Annotated in this window: 15 protein-coding genes; 6 read left to right on the top strand and 9 right to left on the bottom strand. The window is 71.3% G+C overall.

The genetic code is table 11. The features are described from left to right. Nucleotides 1-20: 20 nt before the first annotated feature. Nucleotides 21-593, bottom strand: coding sequence for a TetR/AcrR family transcriptional regulator (locus ABD378_RS24840; protein ID WP_344523885.1), 573 nt, complete (start codon nucleotides 591-593; stop codon nucleotides 21-23). Between the two features lie 282 nt (nucleotides 594-875). On the opposite strand from ABD378_RS24840, the gene ABD378_RS24835 reads away from it, so the two are divergent. From ABD378_RS24835 to ABD378_RS24825, 3 genes are read left to right on the top strand one after another with little or no spacing between them, the layout of a single operon-like run. Continuing rightward, nucleotides 876-1,175 carry an SHOCT domain-containing protein gene (locus ABD378_RS24835; protein WP_344523883.1) on the top strand — a complete coding sequence of 100 codons (300 nt, stop codon included), beginning with the start codon at nucleotides 876-878 and terminating at the stop codon, nucleotides 1,173-1,175. Further along, on the top strand, nucleotides 1,172-2,023 hold the full coding sequence (locus ABD378_RS24830; RefSeq protein WP_344523881.1) for an ABC transporter ATP-binding protein: 852 nt from the start codon (nucleotides 1,172-1,174) through the stop codon (nucleotides 2,021-2,023). Before ABD378_RS24835 ends, ABD378_RS24830 begins: the two co-directional genes overlap by 4 nt. 5 nt (nucleotides 2,024-2,028) lie before the next feature. Next, nucleotides 2,029-4,590, top strand: a complete 2,562-nt coding sequence (locus tag ABD378_RS24825; RefSeq protein WP_344523938.1) for an ABC transporter permease — start codon at nucleotides 2,029-2,031, stop codon at nucleotides 4,588-4,590. A 38-nt stretch (nucleotides 4,591-4,628) separates the two neighbouring features. Here the strand turns inward: ABD378_RS24825 and ABD378_RS24820 are convergent, their stop codons facing one another. Continuing rightward, nucleotides 4,629-5,168 (bottom strand): ATP-binding protein, encoded by a 540-nt coding sequence (locus ABD378_RS24820; RefSeq protein WP_344523879.1) that lies wholly within the window; start codon nucleotides 5,166-5,168, stop codon nucleotides 4,629-4,631. Between the two features lie 203 nt (nucleotides 5,169-5,371). Then, nucleotides 5,372-5,701 carry a hypothetical protein gene (locus ABD378_RS24815; RefSeq protein ID WP_344523877.1) on the bottom strand — a complete coding sequence of 110 codons (330 nt, stop codon included), beginning with the start codon at nucleotides 5,699-5,701 and terminating at the stop codon, nucleotides 5,372-5,374. Nucleotides 5,702-6,031: 330 nt separating this feature from the next. On the opposite strand from ABD378_RS24815, the gene cds1 reads away from it, so the two are divergent. Then, nucleotides 6,032-7,126 carry an L-cysteine desulfhydrase Cds1 gene (gene cds1, locus ABD378_RS24810; protein ID WP_344523936.1) on the top strand — a complete coding sequence of 365 codons (1,095 nt, stop codon included), beginning with the start codon at nucleotides 6,032-6,034 and terminating at the stop codon, nucleotides 7,124-7,126. Between the two features lie 24 nt (nucleotides 7,127-7,150). Here the strand turns inward: cds1 and ABD378_RS24805 are convergent, their stop codons facing one another. Together ABD378_RS24805 and ABD378_RS24800 are read right to left on the bottom strand one after the other, a co-directional pair. After that, nucleotides 7,151-7,630, bottom strand: coding sequence for an SRPBCC family protein (locus ABD378_RS24805; protein ID WP_344523875.1), 480 nt, complete (start codon nucleotides 7,628-7,630; stop codon nucleotides 7,151-7,153). A 64-nt stretch (nucleotides 7,631-7,694) separates the two neighbouring features. Next, nucleotides 7,695-8,597 carry a DeoR/GlpR family DNA-binding transcription regulator gene (locus ABD378_RS24800; protein WP_344523873.1) on the bottom strand — a complete coding sequence of 301 codons (903 nt, stop codon included), beginning with the start codon at nucleotides 8,595-8,597 and terminating at the stop codon, nucleotides 7,695-7,697. Between the two features lie 204 nt (nucleotides 8,598-8,801). Here ABD378_RS24800 and ABD378_RS24795 point away from each other — a divergent pair, with 204 nt between their 5' ends. Beyond that, a complete protein-coding gene (locus ABD378_RS24795; protein ID WP_425583863.1) occupies nucleotides 8,802-11,177 on the top strand; it encodes a hypothetical protein in 2,376 nt (791 codons plus the stop codon). On the opposite strand, the gene ABD378_RS24790 is transcribed toward ABD378_RS24795, so the two are convergent. The 4 genes from ABD378_RS24790 to ABD378_RS24775 form a co-directional block, all read right to left on the bottom strand. Next, the gene (locus ABD378_RS24790; protein WP_344523871.1) at nucleotides 11,137-13,560 is read right to left on the bottom strand and encodes a right-handed parallel beta-helix repeat-containing protein; all 2,424 of its coding nucleotides are present in this window, start codon (nucleotides 13,558-13,560) and stop codon (nucleotides 11,137-11,139) included. The genes ABD378_RS24795 and ABD378_RS24790 overlap by 41 nt on opposite strands. A gap of 175 nt (nucleotides 13,561-13,735) precedes the next feature. Beyond that, nucleotides 13,736-14,341, bottom strand: coding sequence for an Rv1733c family protein (locus ABD378_RS24785; protein WP_344523869.1), 606 nt, complete (start codon nucleotides 14,339-14,341; stop codon nucleotides 13,736-13,738). Nucleotides 14,342-14,482: 141 nt separating this feature from the next. Further along, nucleotides 14,483-15,307 (bottom strand): MOSC domain-containing protein, encoded by an 825-nt coding sequence (locus ABD378_RS24780; protein ID WP_344523867.1) that lies wholly within the window; start codon nucleotides 15,305-15,307, stop codon nucleotides 14,483-14,485. A 46-nt stretch (nucleotides 15,308-15,353) separates the two neighbouring features. After that, on the bottom strand, nucleotides 15,354-15,785 hold the full coding sequence (locus ABD378_RS24775) for a DUF6643 family protein (RefSeq protein ID WP_344523865.1): 432 nt from the start codon (nucleotides 15,783-15,785) through the stop codon (nucleotides 15,354-15,356). 311 nt (nucleotides 15,786-16,096) lie between these two features. Here ABD378_RS24775 and ABD378_RS24770 point away from each other — a divergent pair. Then, nucleotides 16,097-16,711: TerD family protein (locus ABD378_RS24770; RefSeq protein ID WP_344523932.1), on the top strand; the 615-nt coding region annotated here is incomplete at its 3' end.

Below are 16,711 nucleotides of genomic sequence, written 5' to 3'. Positions count from 1 at the left end.
TGGAGAAGGCGGGGCGGCAGCTATGGAGACGGGGTGGTGGCGGCGAACAGCAGGGCGAGCAATCCGCGTACGCCGGTGTCGAAAGCCGCGGGCGACCCCGAGGCGCGGGCCAGTACATAGCCGCCCTGAACCGTGGCGACGACCGTCGCCGCGATGGCCCGCGCGTCGAGCGTGGCCGCGAACTCGCCCCGCTCCTGCCCCTCTTCGACGATTCCGGCGATCCGGTCCCGCAGCCAGTCGAGCGTTTCGGTGACGGGCGCGCGCAACTCGTCGCTCGCGACGACGTCCGGGTCCATCGTCAGCCGCCCGATCGGGCAGCCGCGCAGCACGTCCCGCTCTCGCAGCAGGTACGCCTCGATGCGTTCGTACGCCGATCCGGTGCCGCTCAGCGCACGCTCGGCCGTGGCGCGCATCTCGTCCGCCGTACGCCTGATCGCGGCGAGTGCGAGGTCGGGTTTCCCGGTGAAGTGGTGATACATGCTGCCCTGCCCGGCGCCCGCGTGCTGCTGGATGGCCTTGGGGCTCGTGCCGACGTAGCCGCGCTCCCACAGCAGTTCTCGGGTGGACTCGATCAGACGCTCCGGGGTGCTCATGACCTCACTGTACATACTAGTAGGTACAGAATCTAGGCGGCGGCCGGTGCGCACTGTTCGTACCAGTAGGTACAGCGCCCCAGGCGAGCCAGGAGCAGCCCCGCAGCCCCCACGTACTCCCGGAGTGGTACGCGCACTGTCGCTGGCCGTACGACGACTCGGACCCCCTCGGAGCGCGAGTCTCGATACATCGCACACGGCGCCGCACAAGACGCCACGCAGGGCGCCGAACAAGACGCCGCACAAGGCATCGCAGACATCGCTACCGAGGAGATGGACACCATGAACACCCTGGCTCACTTCGATGGCGGGCCCGGCCCGTGGATCCTGTTCTTCCCGCTCATCTGGGCGGCCGTCGTGATCGGCGGCATCACCCTCCTGCGCCGCACCGTGTGGCGGGGCCGCCGCGCGCCGTGGCAGCGGGACGGCGCCGAGCGGAACGTACGCATCGACGAGAACTCGCCCATCGCGGTCCTTGGCCGCCGCTTCGCCTCCGGTGAGATCGACGAGGACGAGTACTGGCGGCGTCTGTCCGTTCTGAACGAGGAGTTCGGGCGCACCTCCAAGGGCGGTGCGGCATGACCACCGCGACCGGACACCGCAGCGCCACCACTCTCGACGCCGCCCGTGTCACCGAGGCCGTCAAGGTGTACGGCAGCGGAGACACCGCCGTACGTGCCCTGGACGGGGTGAGCGTCGGCTTTCCCGCCGGACGGTTCACCGCGATCATGGGCCCGTCGGGCTCGGGCAAGTCCACCCTGATGCACTGCGCCGCGGGCCTCGACACCCTCACCTCGGGGGCCGCCCACATCGGCGACACCGAACTGGGCGCGCTCGACGACCGCCGCCTGACCCTCCTGCGCCGCGACCGCATCGGCTTCGTCTTCCAGGCCTTCAACCTGGTGCCGACGCTGACCGTCGCCGAGAACATCACGCTTCCGATGGACCTCGCCGGAAAGCGCGGCGACGCCGCGTCGGCCGAGTGGACCGACGCCCTCATCGACGTGGTGGGGCTGCGCGACCGCCTCCACCACCGGCCCGCCGAGCTCTCCGGCGGACAGCAGCAACGCGTCGCCGTGGCACGGGCGTTCGCGGGCCGGCCCGACGTCGTCTTCGCCGACGAGCCGACCGGCAACCTCGACTCGCGCTCCGGCGAGGAGGTCCTGCGCCTCCTGGGCCGCGCGGTGCGGCAGATGAACCGCACCGTCGTCATGGTCACCCATGACCCGGTGGCCGCGGCCCACGCCGACGAGGTCGTCTTCCTGGCCGACGGCCGTCTCGTGGACCGGATGGCGGACCCGACCGCCGACAAGGTCCTCGACCGGCTCAAGGCCTTCGACACGAAGGCCGCGGCAGCATCCGGTGCCACCACATCCGGTGCCACCACATCCGGCACCACCGCATCCGGCACCAAGGGAGCACCGTCATGAGTTCCCTGAGCGCGTCCGCGCGCATCAGCCTGTCCTCGCTGCGCGGCCACAAGCGGCGCTTCGCGGGTACGTTCCTCGCGGTCATGCTCGGTGTCGCCTTCCTGGCGGGCACGCTCGTCATGGGCGACACCCTGCGCGGCAGCTTCGACACGATGTTCGGCAACGCGACGAGCGGCACGGACGCCGTCGTCCGCAGCGCCGACACCATCACCACCCCCGACGACAGCCAGGGCACCCGGCAGCCCGTCAAGACCTCGCTCGTCGAGAAGATCGAGCAGACCGACGGCGTCGCCGCCGCCGCGCCCGGCATCCAGGGCGCGGGCCAACTGCTCGGCAAGGACAGGGAACCCATCGGCGGCGAAGGCCCGCCCACCCTCGCCGGCAACTGGATCGCCGACAAAGAGCTGAACGCCTACCAACTGGCCGAGGGCCGCGCCCCCGCCAAGTCCGGCGAGGTCGTCGTCAACCGAGGCGCCGCCGAATCCGGCGACCTGAAGATCGGCGACACGACCACCCTGCGCACCCCCGACCCCGTCAAGGTGACGATCGTGGGCCTCGCGACCTTCGGTGGCGAGGACGGCATGGCGCAGACCACCTTCACCGGCATGACGCAGGCCGACGCCGAGAAGTACCTGACCCCGAAGCCCGGTGAGGCCGCGTCCATCCAGGTGCGGGCCGGGCCCGGCGTCAGCGAGCGGGAACTCGTCGACGCGCTGAGTCCCGTACTCCCCAAGGGAGTTGAGGCGATCACCGGCGAGGCGTCGGCGGCGGAGAACACCGACAACATCTCCGGTCAGTTCCTGACCCTCTTCACCAGCTTCCTGCTGGTCTTCTCCGGGGTCGCGCTGCTCGTCGCCACCTTCAGCATCCACAACACCTTCGCGATCGTCGTCGCCCAGCGCACCCGCGAGAACGCCCTCCTTCGCGCACTCGGTGCCTCACGTCGGCAGGTCACCGCATCCACCCTGGTCGAGGCGAGCGTGGTCGCCGTGGTGGCATCTGCCGCGGGCCTCGCGGGCGGCATCGGGATCGCGGCCGGGCTCCAGGCACTCTTCCCGGCCATCGGATTCCCCTTCCCCGAGGGCGACTTGGTGATCAGCGGCCTGTCGATGCTGCTGCCCCTTGCGGTCGGCATCGTGGTCTGCCTGGGCTCCGCCCTGCTGCCCGCCGTCCGCGCCGGGCGCACCGCACCCCTGGCCGCGCTGCGCGAGACCGCGGTCGACCACTCCGGGGCTTCGCGGGGGCGCGCCGTCGCAGGCGCGGTCCTCGCGCTCGCCGCGGTCGGCCTCTCGCTCTTCGGCGTGCTCGTGACCCCGTCCGTGTGGCTGGCAGGGGCCGGAGCGGTACTCGCACTCGCCGCGTTCGTCGTGCTCGGGCCCGTCGCGTCCTCGCGGGCGGTACGCATTCTCGGCGGGCCCCTGGACCGGATGCGCGGTGTCACGGGCGGGCTCGCCCGGCGCAACGCCCTGCGCAGCCCCAAGCGGACCGCCGCCACCGCGAGCGCCCTGATGATCGGTGTCGCCGTCGTCTCGCTCTTCACGGTCTTCGGCGCCTCGCTGAAGGCGACCATGGACCAGACGGTGAACCGCTCCTTCGCCGGCGACCTCGCCATCAGCACCCCCGGCTTCGGCGCGGGCGGCAGCGGACTCAGCCCCAAGCTGGCCCCCGCCCTCGCCGAGCAGCCGGAGGTCGCGACCGCGGTCGGCCTCGGCAAGGGCGCCGCGGAGATCGACGGGGAAGGGCGCGCCCTGACCGTCACCGACCCCGGTCCCTTCGCCAAGTCCTTCGACCTCGGCAAGGTCGACGGGACCCTGGACGGCCTCGGCACCAACGGCATCGCGATCACCCGCGCGGAGGCCGAGAAGCAGGACCTGAAGGTCGGCTCCAAGGCCGAACTGGCCTTCGCCGACGGCAAGAAGGCCACCTTCACCGTCCGAGCTCTGTACGGCCAGTCGGAGCTCGCGGGGGACTACGTCATCACCCGCGAGGCCTGGGCGCCGCACCGCATGCAGGACGCGGACAGCCTCGTGTCCGTCACCTTCAAGGAAGGCGTGAGCGCGCAGGACGGCAAGACGGCGGTCTCCAAGACCGCGCAGGAGTACGGAAATCCGGATGTACAGACCCGTGGTGAGTACGCGCAGTCGGCGGCCGGTGGCATCGACATGATGCTCACGCTGGTCTACGCCCTGCTCGCGCTCGCCGTCCTGATCGCCCTGCTCGGCATCGCCAACACACTGACCCTCGCGATCCACGAACGGACCCGCGAGCTCGGCCTGTTGCGTGCCGTCGGACAGACCAGGGCGCAGCTGCGGGCCATGGTCCGCTGGGAGTCGGTCCTTGTCGCCGCCTTCGGCACGGCCGGTGGCCTTGCGCTCGGCGGCTTCCTCGGCTGGGTGCTCGTCAAGGCCTCGGACGGCGCGACGAGCAGTGCCTTCGCGTTCGCGGTGCCACCCGTGCAGCTGACGGTGGTCGTCCTGGTGGGCCTGGCGGCGGGAGCCCTCGCGGGTCTGCGTCCGGCACGGCGGGCCGCACGCCTGGACGTGCTGCGTGCCATCGCCACCGAGTGACGTAGGACGCCCGCTCCGCGGAGCCTGTCACCGCCCGGTCAGCCGACAACGGCCGACCGGGCGGGAGCATGTCCGGGCGCGTGCCCGTCGGCGAGGGAGTGCGGCCCGGTGCCCAGGTCCGCGAAGGGACCGGCCGTTGCCGCGCCGTACGCCGGGTACCTGGACGGCAGCGGGGCGGCAGACTCGGGGGCCGGAAGGGTGAACCAGACGACCTTGCCCGTGTCGCCGTGGGGTCGTACCCCCCAGCTCTCGCTGACGGCGGCGATCATGGCGAGCCCGCGGCCGCAGGTCGCGGACGGCTCGGCGTCGCGCACCTCGGGAAGGCGGGGGTCGTGGTCGTGCACGGAGACCGTGAGGCGGTCGAGCAGCAGCTCGATCTCCACGGTGCACACCTTGTCCGGCTGTGCGTGCCGGTGCACGTTGGTCAGGAGCTCGGTCACACCGAGCGCGGCCTTGTCTATCAAGGGATCGAGACGCCAGTAGCGCAACTGCGCCGATACGATTCTGCGGACCTGGCCGATCCGCGACGGCAGAGCCTGAAGCTCTACTGTGCAATACCTGCTTGGCTGGCTGATCACGGCTGCGACTCCCCGAATTGCGGTCCGGAAGAAGACGACGATCGGATTCAGCAGCGGCCGCGGGGTCTGCCGGCTGCTGTTCTTGGCCGGCGGGCTGGTTCGCAGCGTCATCGCCGGTGAACCCAGAGTGATGTGAGACCAGAGTGACTCAGGGGGTGCGAGCCTGCAACTCGCACCGTCTCCGCCCGGAGCGCAGGGGCCCCTCAGGCGCGTGCCCTGCTGCCTCCGGCCCTGCGTACCGCGTCGATGAACTTGCGCACCGTGGGTGGCCCGGACTTGCCGGGCGCCGGATCATGATCGGCGAGGGTGAGTCGATAGCGCGTGCCGTTCAGTTCGGCGAGGGCGCGGTCGTGGGCGGCGAACCACGGCTTGCCGGCCCGCACGGTCTGGACGGGCGCGCTGTCGATCTCCTTGCCGTAACTGGTCAGCAGCTCGAACCTGCCGTCGGTGATACGGATTTGACCCGCCCGGGTGAGGGAGCGCAGCCGTCGTCCGATCCGCACGCCTGTGGCCGTGAAATCCGGCTCCGCCATGACGTTCCGCCCCCTTGAGCGATTCGGTATGCCGTTCCGTACGGGACCGCCTTCCCGTGCGGTGCAGTCTGCACGCACCCGGCGTCGAGCACCAGTGCGTATGAAGACGTGGTCATAAGTGGACGCAGTCCCCTCACCAGTGTGCCGCGCCGCTGTGCCGACCGACTGCGCCAGGTGTGCCTTTGAGGTGCTCAAAGGTGTGTTTATGCAGGTGAGAAGCGTGCGGAAGGTGCATATGATCGAGGCGTCCGGCCCGCTCGTAGCGCGGCCAGGTTGACGCCAAGGAGCCGCGCCGTGAGCACCGCACAGCAGGATCAAGCCGATGAGCCGATGACCACGCTCGACGTGGACCGCAGCGACGCGGAGTACCGGGCCTGGCTCAAAGAAGCCGTACGCAAGGTCCAGGCCGACGCCAACCGTTCCGCCGACACACACCTGCTCCGCTTCCCGCTGCCGGAACAGTGGGGCATCGACCTGTATCTCAAGGACGAGTCGACCCACCCGACCGGCAGCCTCAAGCACCGCCTCGCCCGCTCGCTCTTCCTCTACGGCCTCTGCAACGGCTGGATCCGGCCGGGGCGCCCGGTCATCGAGGCCTCCAGCGGCTCGACAGCCGTCTCCGAGGCGTACTTCGCGAAGCTGATCGGAGTGCCCTTCATCGCGGTGATGCCCCGCACGACCAGCGCCGAGAAGGGCCGACTGATCGAATTCCACGGCGGCCAGTGTCACTTCGTGGACGACTCGCGCACGATGTACGCCGAGTCGGCCGCCCTCGCCGTCGAGACCGGCGGCCACTACATGGACCAGTTCACCTACGCGGAGCGGGCCACGGACTGGCGCGGCAACAACAACATCGCCGAATCGATCTACCAGCAGATGAAGTTGGAGCGTTATCCGGAGCCCGCGTGGATCGTCGCCACGGCGGGCACGGGCGGCACGTCGGCGACCATCGCCCGCTACGTCCACTACATGCAGCACGACACCCGGCTCTGCGTCGCCGACCCCGAGAACTCCTGTTTCTTCGACGGCTGGACCAACCACGACCCGGACGCCACCAGCGACTGCGGCTCCCGCATCGAAGGCATCGGCAGGCCCCGGATGGAGCCGAGCTTCGTGCCCGGCGCGATCGACCGCATGATGAAGGTGCCGGACGCGGCGAGCGTCGCCGCCGTGCGCGCCCTGGAGCAGGCGATCGGCCGCAAGGCGGGCGGCTCGACCGGAACCGGCCTGTGGAGCTCTTTGAAGATCGTCGCCGAGATGGTGGCCGCCGGCCGCACGGGCAGCGTCGTCACGCTCATCTGCGACCCGGGCGACCGCTACCTGGACAAGTACTACTCGGACGCGTGGCTGGCCGAACAGGGTCTGGACATCGCGCCCTACGCGGCGGCGATCAAGTCGCTCCTCGCGAACGGCACATGGACCTAGCAGCCCGCAACGGCCGTACGGGGATCAGGCGTTGGCCGCCGTCAGGCGCCGGTCGAGGGCCATGACCGCGTCGCGGAAGGCCCGGCCCATGCCTGCCCTGCCCAGCTTCAGGAAGAAACGGAAGGGTGCGGCGCCATCCGCGGCGAACGTCCACTGCACGCGGGTCCCGGTACCGGCCGGGGTGAGCCGCCACTCCTCGACGAGCGCGCGCAGACCCGGGGCGTTCGACTCGTCGACGCGGTAGGCGTACCGCTCTGCCGCGTCGGTCGCGACGATCGTCTCCTGGAAGCGCGTACCGCCCTTGAGCCGGACCTCGCGGCCCTTGCCTCCGTCGGTGGGGCGGCACAGCGTGACCGCCGTGAACCACTCGGGCCAGCCGGCCATGTCGTCGGCGAGGGCGCGGTACACCGTCTCCGGGGGCGCGCTCACCTCACGGGCGAAGACCAGGCGCACCGGAGCGGACTCGACGAACTCGAGCCCCACGGACCTCAGTCGGCGTGCCATCGAACTCAGCCCCCAAGCGGAATCGGGTCGTTGACCGGGCACCGTCACCATAGCTGGCGGACCGTCAGATGTCTGCGGTGCTCCCGGCGGTCTCCGCCTGCCCGACGCTCCCGCCGTGCTCGGCCTGCTCGGCCTGCTCGTCGGGCCCCGGCTCATCGGGCTCGCCCGTGACCACCAGACGCCGCAGATGCTCGGAGATCTCCGCCCGCGCCTCCGCGGGCAGCCCGGCATCCGTCACGAGCGTGTCGACCTGCTCCAGGGTGGCGAACGAACTGAGGCCCACCGTGCCCCACTTGGTGTGGTCGGCGACCACGATGACCCGCCGCGCCGACTGCACCAGACGCCGGTTGGTCTCCGCCTCCGCGAGGTTGGGCGTGGACAGACCGGCCTCCGCCGATATGCCGTGCACACCCAGGAAGAGCACATCGAAGTGCAGCGCGCCGATCGCCTGGTCGGCGACCGGGCCGACCAGCGAGTCCGACGGGGTGCGCACCCCGCCGGTGAGGACCACGGTGGCCGCGCCCTGACGCTGGCCTGAGGTGCGCTGCGCGGAGTGGAAGACGTCCGCGACCCGCACCGAGTTCGTCACCACCGTCAGGTCCGGCACGTCCAGAAGATGGTGGGCAAGCGCGTACGTCGTCGTGCCGCCGGAGAGCGCGATCGCCGTGCCCGGCGCCACCAGGGAGGCCGCGGTGCGCGCGATGTCCTCCTTGGCGTTCAGCTCCAGGCCCGACTTGGCCTCGAACCCCGGCTCGTGCGTGCTCGCCTCGACCACCGGGACCGCGCCGCCGTGCACCTTCTCCAGGACGCCCTGGCGGGCGAGGGCGTCGAGATCGCGGCGGACCGTCATGTCCGACACGCCCAGCTTGCGGGTCAGTTCATTGACGCGGACCCCGCCCCGGCGGCGTACCTCATCGAGGATCAAGGCGCGGCGCTGCTCCGCGAGGAGGTTCTGATTCTCACTCACGTCCGTCCCGGCCCTTCTGCCTCGTCACACCCGTCACGCCTCTCAAATACGCTGCCTCATCCTCGCATGCGCCACCGACGGGCGGCCCACCGCCCGAACGCGTGCTCACCCGGAACGGGGAGATTACGTGACGAGGGGTGTGGACGGGGCCGTGAGCGGAGATCCTTGTTGCCTGACCACACGCACATCGGGGGAAGCGGAACAGTGGCAGCTGACCACAGAGAAGAGACGGCTCTCGAACTCCTCGTCCACGGAGTCGGGGGCACCACACCGGAAGAGATGCTGGGCGATCCAAGGACCGTCCGGATCTCCGGTGACGAAACGGCGGCCGTGTTCCGCCGCACCGAGGACGCCGACGCCGAGAAGCGCCCGGACGACTACCGCGGCAAACCGGTCCCCGAGGCGTACGTCTGGTGCAATCTGACCTCCGGGAACGGCTCGCGGGCCCTGTGGCTCCTGCTGCTGCCCTTCATGGTCGTGAACCTCGCGCACTGGATGCGCCCCACGTCGCGGCGCATGAGGAAGACGGTCCGTGCGTACGGCCTCCTGGTGCGGCTGACCGGGCTCACTCTCACCGTCCTGCTCGTCGCCGCGGCCTGCGAGGTCGCCATCGACCTGACGGCCTGGCAGTGCGCGGGCACCCCCGAGTGCGCCGCCGAGCGTTCCTGGCTCGGTTTCCTGGCGCCCGACGCCTCCGGGCACGGCGGCTGGTGGAGCCAGCCGGGACGCCGCCTCGCGCTCGCCGCGCTGGTGCCCGCCGCCCTGACCGGGCTGCTCTGGTACCTGTCGCAGCGCACCTGGAGCGCGTACGAGTCCCAGACACCGCTGCCCCACCAGGACGACCCGGAGGAGGAGATCGGGCGCACCGCTCTTGGCAGGCCCGGCTTCTGGTACGGGCGCCGCCTGGTGGCCCGCCTGCGGGCCGCGCACACCGCCGCGGGTTTCCTCACGGTGGCCGCCGCGGTCGGCACATCGGCCGCGCGCCACGACCGGCGGTCCGGCGGACCCGCGCTGCTCGACACCCTGGGCTGGATCCTCGACGTGACGCTCGTCCTGGGAGGGGTCGTCGTCGTCCTGGTGGTCTGGCGCAGGGGCCGCAGCGAGAACAAGCTCGACCGGCATCTGGACGAGAAGCTGATCCGCCGGCTGCCCCTTGGCGCGCTCACACTGCTCGTCCTGACGCTCCTGTACGCCGGGTGGTCACGCCCCGAGTGGACCTCCGAGGGCAGGCTGCCGGGCAACGCGACCTTCGGCGGCATCGCCCTGGTCCAGGGGCTCCTGGTCATCGCCCTCGCGGTGGTCGCCCGCATCCTCTACCGCACGGCCCCCGACCCCCGCACCGCCCTGCGCGGCTTCGCCGGACCCGCCGTCGCCATGCTGTCCTGCGCGCTCGGCGGCGTGATGTCCGGAGGCGGCGCCCAGCGTGTCGCCGACTGGCTCGACGGCTCGGGCGAGCCCGGCTCGGGCGGCACCATCGACGGCCCGCCCGTGCTCCTTACCTGGCAGGCCTCCGTGATCCCGCCCCTCCTGGTGGTCGTCGCGGCGCTCTGCGGCTGGCTCGGCGTGCGCACCTGGCGGCGGGCCCGCCGCGACCGGCCGAACATCCCGAGCGAGTACCCGGGCGAGCAGAAGGACACGGCCCGCAGCCGCCGCATCGCGAGCACGCGCGCGCGTGCCGCCCTCACCGACCGTGCCCCGCTCCTCGTGGGCATCACCTCGGCGGTGACACTGCTGCTCGGAGCGGGGGCGCTCGTCGGCGCCTGGGTGAGCGAGGAGGTACCGAGCGAGGCCGCGCAGGGGCTGCCCCTCTTCTTCGAAGGGGCGGCCGAGACCTCGCAGGCGCTCGGCTCCTGGCTGATCGGCTTCGGTTTCATACTGTTCGTGACCTGGGGCCGCCGCGCCTACCGCGACCCCTCCGCGCGCCGCACCATCGGCATCCTGTGGGACGTCGGCACGTTCTGGCCCCGCGCCGCCCACCCCTTCGCGCCCCCCTGCTACGCCGAGCGGGCCGTCCCCGACCTCACCTGGCGCATGCACACCTGGACCCGCGCGACGCGCGCCACGGGCGGCAGGCTCGTCATCTCCGGCCACTCGCAGGGCAGCGTCCTGGCCGCCGCGGCCGCCTGGCAGCTGTGGCCCTCCGTCCGCAAGAGGGTCGCCCTCCTCACGTACGGCTCACCTCTGGAGCGCCTCTACGGACGCTGGTTCCCCGCCCACTTCGGCCCGGCCGCCCTCAGCTCGCTGCACCGCGAGGTCGACTGCTGGCGCAACCTGCACCGCCCCACCGACCCGATCGGCGGCCCCGTCCGGGTAATCCCCGACGGCGACGGACCGCAGGTCGACCGCGACGCGCTCAAGGACCCCCTGGTCTACGGACGCACGGAGGAACACCCGCTGCCCGCACCGATCCTGGGCCACGGGGACTACCAGGCTGACCCGGCCTTCGCCGAGGAGCGCGCCCGGCTGCTCGCCCGGCTCAAGCCCGCCGTGCCCGCACCGCGCCCGCAGTCGGTGGAGCCCGCCGAGCCCGCCGTGACGGTCACGGCAGTTCCGGCAGATCCTCCGGATACAGCAGGGTGAGGTCGTCCGTGCTCGGCTCATCGAACTGGGCGACCCGCCCCGCGTGCCGCTCCACCATCGCCTCGAACGTCTGGCGCGCGGTGCGGCCGTTGCCGAACGCGGGACCCTTCGGAAGCGCCGTGAAGTACTTCAGGAGGGCCTCGCCCGTCCCCGTGTCGAGGCGGTACTCGTGCTCATCGGCCTGCTGCTCGACGATCCGCAGCAGCTCCTCGGGGGCGTAGTCGCCGAAGGTGATGGTGCGTGAGAAGCGGGACGCCACACCGGGGTTGACCGAAAGGAAACGCTTCATCTCCGCCGTATAGCCCGCGACGATCACCACCACCGCCTCGCGGTGGTCCTCCATCAGCTTCACAAGGGTGTCGATGGCCTCCCGGCCGAAGTCACGCCCGGAGTCCTCGGGCGAGAGCGCGTACGCCTCGTCGATGAACAGCACACCGCCGCGTGCCCGGTCGAACGCCTCCTGGGTACGGATCGCCGTCGACCCGATGTGCTCGCCCACCAGGTCGACTCGCGACACCTCGACCAGATGCCCGCTCTGCAGGACGCCGAGCGATGCCAGGATCTCGCCGTAAAGCCGTGCCACGGTCGTCTTGCCGGTGCCGGGGGAGCCGGTGAACACCAGATGGCGGCGCGCGGAGGCGGCCTTGAGCCCCGCCAGCTGTCTGCGCCGCCCGACCTCGATCATGTCGGTGAGGGCGCGCACCTCGCGCTTGACGCTGTCCAGGCCGACCAGCTTGTCGAGTTCGCCGAGCACGTCCTTTGACGAGCGCGACGGCGGCTCGGGGGTCGTGGTCGTCGCGGGCGCCAGATCCGTGCGCTGCCCGGGAATCGCGCCGAGCAGCCCCACGGACTGCGTGGCCGTCTGCGGGGCGGACTCCTTCGCCGCGGATGTCGTGGACGCCGTGGTCCGCGCCCCGCCGCTCTCGTCGCTGGTGCAGTCCTCGACGAGCGGGCCGTCCTCGGCGAACTCGAAGCCGCCGCGCGCGCACCGCTCCGTACGGCACTTCTTCAGTGTCGTACGGCATCCGTCGATGACGTGGAAGCCGTAGCCGCCGCTGTCCGTCACGCGGCAGCCGTGCAGGCTGCCGCGGCCACCCGCCGAGACGTAGAAACCCGCCTCCGCGGGTGAAGTGACCGTGCAGCGCTCGATGGTGGGGTCGGCGCCCTTGGTGACGATGACGCCCGTCTGCACGCCGTCGATCGTGCAGTTGGCCAGGGTGCCGCCGCTGCCGTGGTCGCGGAACCACGCGCCGGTGGCGGCCTCGCGGATGCGGCAGTCGTCCAGCTGCGCCGTCGCGCCGTCGCTCACGGACACCGCCGTGTTGCGCACCTGCGAGAGATCGCTGTCGACGACGTCGGCGCGCGAACCGCGGTCAAGGACGAACAGCGCGTCCGGCACGTCGTGCACCCTGCAGGACTCCAGGACGACCGTCGCTCCGTCGCTGACCCACACCGCGGGGTAGTCGCCCGTGCTGTCGTGGATCTCGCACTGGTTGGCGTCCACGCGCGTGCCCGGGTCCCACACCGAAAGGCCGTTGCGCCCGAACTGGCGCACGGTGGAACGCGTCAGGGTGAGGACCGAGCGGGAACGCAGGTCGATCGCGTTCTCCGGGATGTCGTGGATCCGGCAGTCGGCGAGCGTGAGCACGGCGTCCGTGTCGAGCGTGACGCCGTCCGATGTCGTGCGGTGCACGTCGCAGTCCGTCAGATGCGCCACCGCCCGCCCGGTGATCTGCACGCCGGAGCCCTTGACCTCGTACACCTCGCAGCCGATCGCCTCGAGCCCCGAGTGCTCACCGGTCACCGAGAGCCCCGCGCCGGACGCGTGGTGCACCCGGCAGCGCTCGAGACGGGGGTGCGCGCCGCCGCGTACGGCGATGCCCGACTGCCCGGCCGAGACGACCTCGCACTCCTCGAAGACACCGCCCCCGCCGTCGAGCACGGCGATACCGATGCCGCCGGGGTTGTCGACCGTGCAGCGCCGCGCCGTCGGGCGCGCGCCGCCGCGCACCTCGATGCCGGCCGCGGAACGCGTCACCACGCGTACGTCGATGAGTTCGGGCGCACCGTCCTCGACCAGGAGCGCCGGCGCGGCCGAGTCCTGCCCCTCGACATGCAGGTCCTGCACCACGGCGGACGACCGGACGGTGAGCGGCACCCCGTCCGAGGGCGCGATGCGCACGGAGCCGGGGGAGCCCTCGGGTCCGCGCAGCGTCACCGCCCGCTGGACGACGAGGTTCTCGCGGTACGTGCCGGGGGCGATGGTGAGGACGTCCCCGTCGCTCGCGGCCTCCAAGGCGGCAGCGAGCGATGCGTACTCACCCGTGCGGCGCCGCCACCGCGATGTGCCGGTGTGCGTCACCTGGACCGTGCCCTGTGCCATGGAGTTGCTCTGCCCCCACCTTGTCGTACGCGGGACCTCACGACCCTCGCGCAAGGTGCCGAAGAGTTCGGCCGGTCCACCGTAGCGCGCGCGGCGAGGGCGAGTTGACCCGATCGCCAGGCTCTCACCTGGTCATCGCCGGTCTCTCACCGGCCTCAGGAACCCCTTCGGCGTCTCAGGAGCCGGTGCCGGTCCGTCCCCAGTCCGGACCCGCCTTGTCCCAGGCCTGGTCCCAGCGTTCGTAGCGGCGCAGCACGATCCGCCAGACGACGAGTCGCCTCGCCCCTTCGACGAGTCCGGCGACCGCCGCCGCGGCGCCGAATCCGGCCAGGGCCGCATGCGTGGTCGCGGTCGCGTCGTCCAGCGGGCGGCCGACCACCTGGCCGTGCTCGTCCGTCCAGAGCCGGAAGCGGTCGCCCGGATCGGGGGACCGGAGGTCGGCGAGCACCGTGCCGGAGTGTGCCGTGCCGTCCGGCGCGATCCAATCGGCGAGCACACGGCTGTGCCTGTCACGCGCGGACGACGTCTCGGGATCGGGGTCGACCGGAGGTCTCGAGACCTTCTTGACCACCGTGCCGGTGACTTCGTGACGCACCTCGCGCTGTTCTCGCACCGACTGCAGCAGGGCGTCCTGCGAGAGGCCCCCGATCGCGAAGCCGGCCAGCGGCGCCGCGACGACGATGAGCAGCACGGCCGCGCAGGCCACCCAGGCTTCGAGGAGGTCGGTCTTCCGGCGCAGCGGATTGTGCCGCCAGCGCCAGAGTCCGACGAGTGCTCGCACAGTCCTGCACCCCCTTCCGCGTCCGTCTTAACCGCGAACGGCACGGCCCACGCGTCGGCGGGATGAAGAGAGAGGGAAATCACCCTTCTCATCCACGCTCAACGACCGTGCCCCGTCTCCGAGTTCCCTCGCCGGGGACCTTCAATCGAGGACGGTGAACGGGTCACCGATCCGGATGGATCCGGTCGATTCCGGCACCAGATTCTGGCCGAAGACCAACTGGTCCCCGAAGCGGCGGTGCTTGGCGAGCGTCCGCAGCGGCTCCTTGCCGCGCTCCGCGCTGCGCTGGTCGGTGGTGGTCACGACGCAGCGACCGCACTTCTTGGCGACCCGGAAGGTGACGTCGCCGATCGCGACGCGCGACCAGTCGTCCTCGGCCCAGGGCGCGGTCCCGTCCACGACCACGTTCGGCCGGAAACGGTTCATGGGGAGCGGCCCCTCGTCGGAGTGATCGCCCTGCGCGATGAGCGAGTTCAGGGCGTCGAGGGAGGAGAGCGTGGTCAGCAGCAGCGGATACCCGTCGGCGAAGGAGACGGTCTCGCCGTCCTTGGCGTACGCGGGATCGATGGGCCGCCGGGTCGCGGGGTCGTCGAGGTGGACGAGCCGGACGTCCGTGTCGAGGTAGGCGCTGAACCAGGTGTGTGCCGCCGCGTCGGCGGGCACCGCCTCGACCTTGTCCTTCCAGATCTCCACCGTGACGGTCTCGCCGGAGGGCGGCACGGCGGCCGTCAGCGGCTCCATGCCGGGCGCGGACGTGCGTATGCCGCCGCCGGGCAAGAGCTCGGCGGCGGCCAACGCGAGCCTCGGATGTGGCCGTTGCGTGATGATCCGTCCGTCGCTGTCCACCAGGACCCACCGTCGGTCACCCGCGAGTCCCCAGGGCTCGACGACGGCCTCACGCGGAGCGTGTCCCCCGACCGCCTTGAGCGGGTAGTAGTGGATCGAGTGCAGCGCTGGATTCGGCATGCGGCCATCCTGCCAGCAGCCACTGACAGGGACGCATGCGGGCGAATCAGTAGCCGCGGTAGGGGCGGTTGTACGGATCCTCGTACGTCGCCGGGGCGGGGCGGGGTGCCGCGGGGCGCATGGCCTCGTAGCCCGTTCCGGCCGGGGGACGCTGTTGCTGTTGCTGCGGGCCCGGGTATCCGCGCGGCGCCGAAGGCTGCTGCGGGATGTACGGCGCGGGCGCCTGTTGCAGCGGCGCGTGCTGCTGCTGGGCGTAGCCGTACGCGGGGTTGTGGTGGGACGGGGCCGCCGGCAGAGCGGGCAGGGCTGCTACCGGGAGCGCGGGCAGGTGACTGCCCGTGTCGTACGCGGAGGGGACCCGGATCGGGGCGATCTGAGGAGTACCCCGCTCGGCGACAAGGGAGTCGTAGATCGGAGTGTCCGGGAAGGACGGCGCGGAGTAGTAACCGCCGCCATAGGTGGAGCGGGGGGAGGTCATGACACATAAGTTAAGCCCTTGATGTGCTGGTTGGGGAGACCGATAAGAGGGTTGTTTTACGTGTCGGTAGTGACTCGGCATCCCCAATGCGAGCGAACTTAGGAAAAATCGGTCGCAGAGCGGCGTACGGATCGTGTAAAAGCCAAGCTCCGTACGGGTTACCGGCGGTTGACGCAAGGTTGACGGGAAGGCTGTGCGGCGGGGTGTCGGCGGTGGGCGTGGGCCTCTCAGGGGTCCGGGTAATAGGTTGGTCATGAACGGGACGGCAGCTTGGCCGGACGTGGCGACTTGCGATGGGGGCGGACATGACAATGCCTAAAGGATCGAATGTTCCTGTGCCGGCACCTGCCGTGCGCGTCGAATTGGGGTGGACTTCAGGAGCAGGGGTGCCGGACGCCGACGCGTCGGCACTGCTGCTCGCCTCTTCAGGAAAGGTCCGCTCGGACGACGACTTCGTCTTCTACAACCAGGCGGTCCACTCCTCCGGCGCCGTGCGCCACGAGGGCAAGAAGACCGACGGCGGCCGGGTGAGCGACGCGCTCGTGGTGGACCTCGCGCGCGTGGAGCCCGCCATCGAGACCGTGGTGCTCGCCGCGTCGACGGACGGCGGCACCTTCGGCCAGGTCCCCGGCCTCTTCATCCGGGTCGTCGACGCGGCGAACGGCGCCGAGATCGCGCGCTACGACAGCGAGGACGCGACCGTGGAGACGGCGTTCGTCCTCGGGGAGCTCTACCGGCGCCAGGGCGCGTGGAAGTTCCGTGCCGTCGGACAGGGCTACGGCAGCGGACTCCAGGGTCTGGCCACGGACTACGGGATCTCGGTGGACGAGCCGCAGCAGGCGCCGCCCCCGGCCGCCCCGGCCGCGGTGCAGTCCCCCGTGGCCCCGGCGGCTCCGGTGACTCCGGGGGCCCCTGCCCAGGCCCCG

Origin of the sequence: Streptomyces rectiviolaceus (assembly GCF_039533825.1) — a bacterium.
GTDB lineage: Bacteria > Actinomycetota > Actinomycetes > Streptomycetales > Streptomycetaceae > Streptomyces > Streptomyces rectiviolaceus.
The sequence above is the reverse complement of the archived record's forward strand: the minus strand, read 5'-3'. Positions and strand labels throughout refer to the sequence as shown.

Coding starts and splice junctions, on each gene's coding strand:
- ABD378_RS24840 (WP_344523885.1), bottom strand. CDS start 593: ATGAGCACCCCGGAGCGTCTGATCGAGTCCACCCGAGAACTGCTGTGG.
- ABD378_RS24835 (WP_344523883.1), top strand. CDS start 876: ATGAACACCCTGGCTCACTTCGATGGCGGGCCCGGCCCGTGGATCCTG.
- ABD378_RS24830 (WP_344523881.1), top strand. CDS start 1,172: ATGACCACCGCGACCGGACACCGCAGCGCCACCACTCTCGACGCCGCC.
- ABD378_RS24815 (WP_344523877.1), bottom strand. CDS start 5,701: ATGGCGGAGCCGGATTTCACGGCCACAGGCGTGCGGATCGGACGACGG.
- cds1 (WP_344523936.1), top strand. CDS start 6,032: ATGACCACGCTCGACGTGGACCGCAGCGACGCGGAGTACCGGGCCTGG.
- ABD378_RS24805 (WP_344523875.1), bottom strand. CDS start 7,630: ATGGCACGCCGACTGAGGTCCGTGGGGCTCGAGTTCGTCGAGTCCGCT.
- ABD378_RS24790 (WP_344523871.1), bottom strand. CDS start 13,560: ATGGCACAGGGCACGGTCCAGGTGACGCACACCGGCACATCGCGGTGG.
- ABD378_RS24780 (WP_344523867.1), bottom strand. CDS start 15,307: ATGCCGAATCCAGCGCTGCACTCGATCCACTACTACCCGCTCAAGGCG.
- ABD378_RS24775 (WP_344523865.1), bottom strand. CDS start 15,785: ATGACCTCCCCCCGCTCCACCTATGGCGGCGGTTACTACTCCGCGCCG.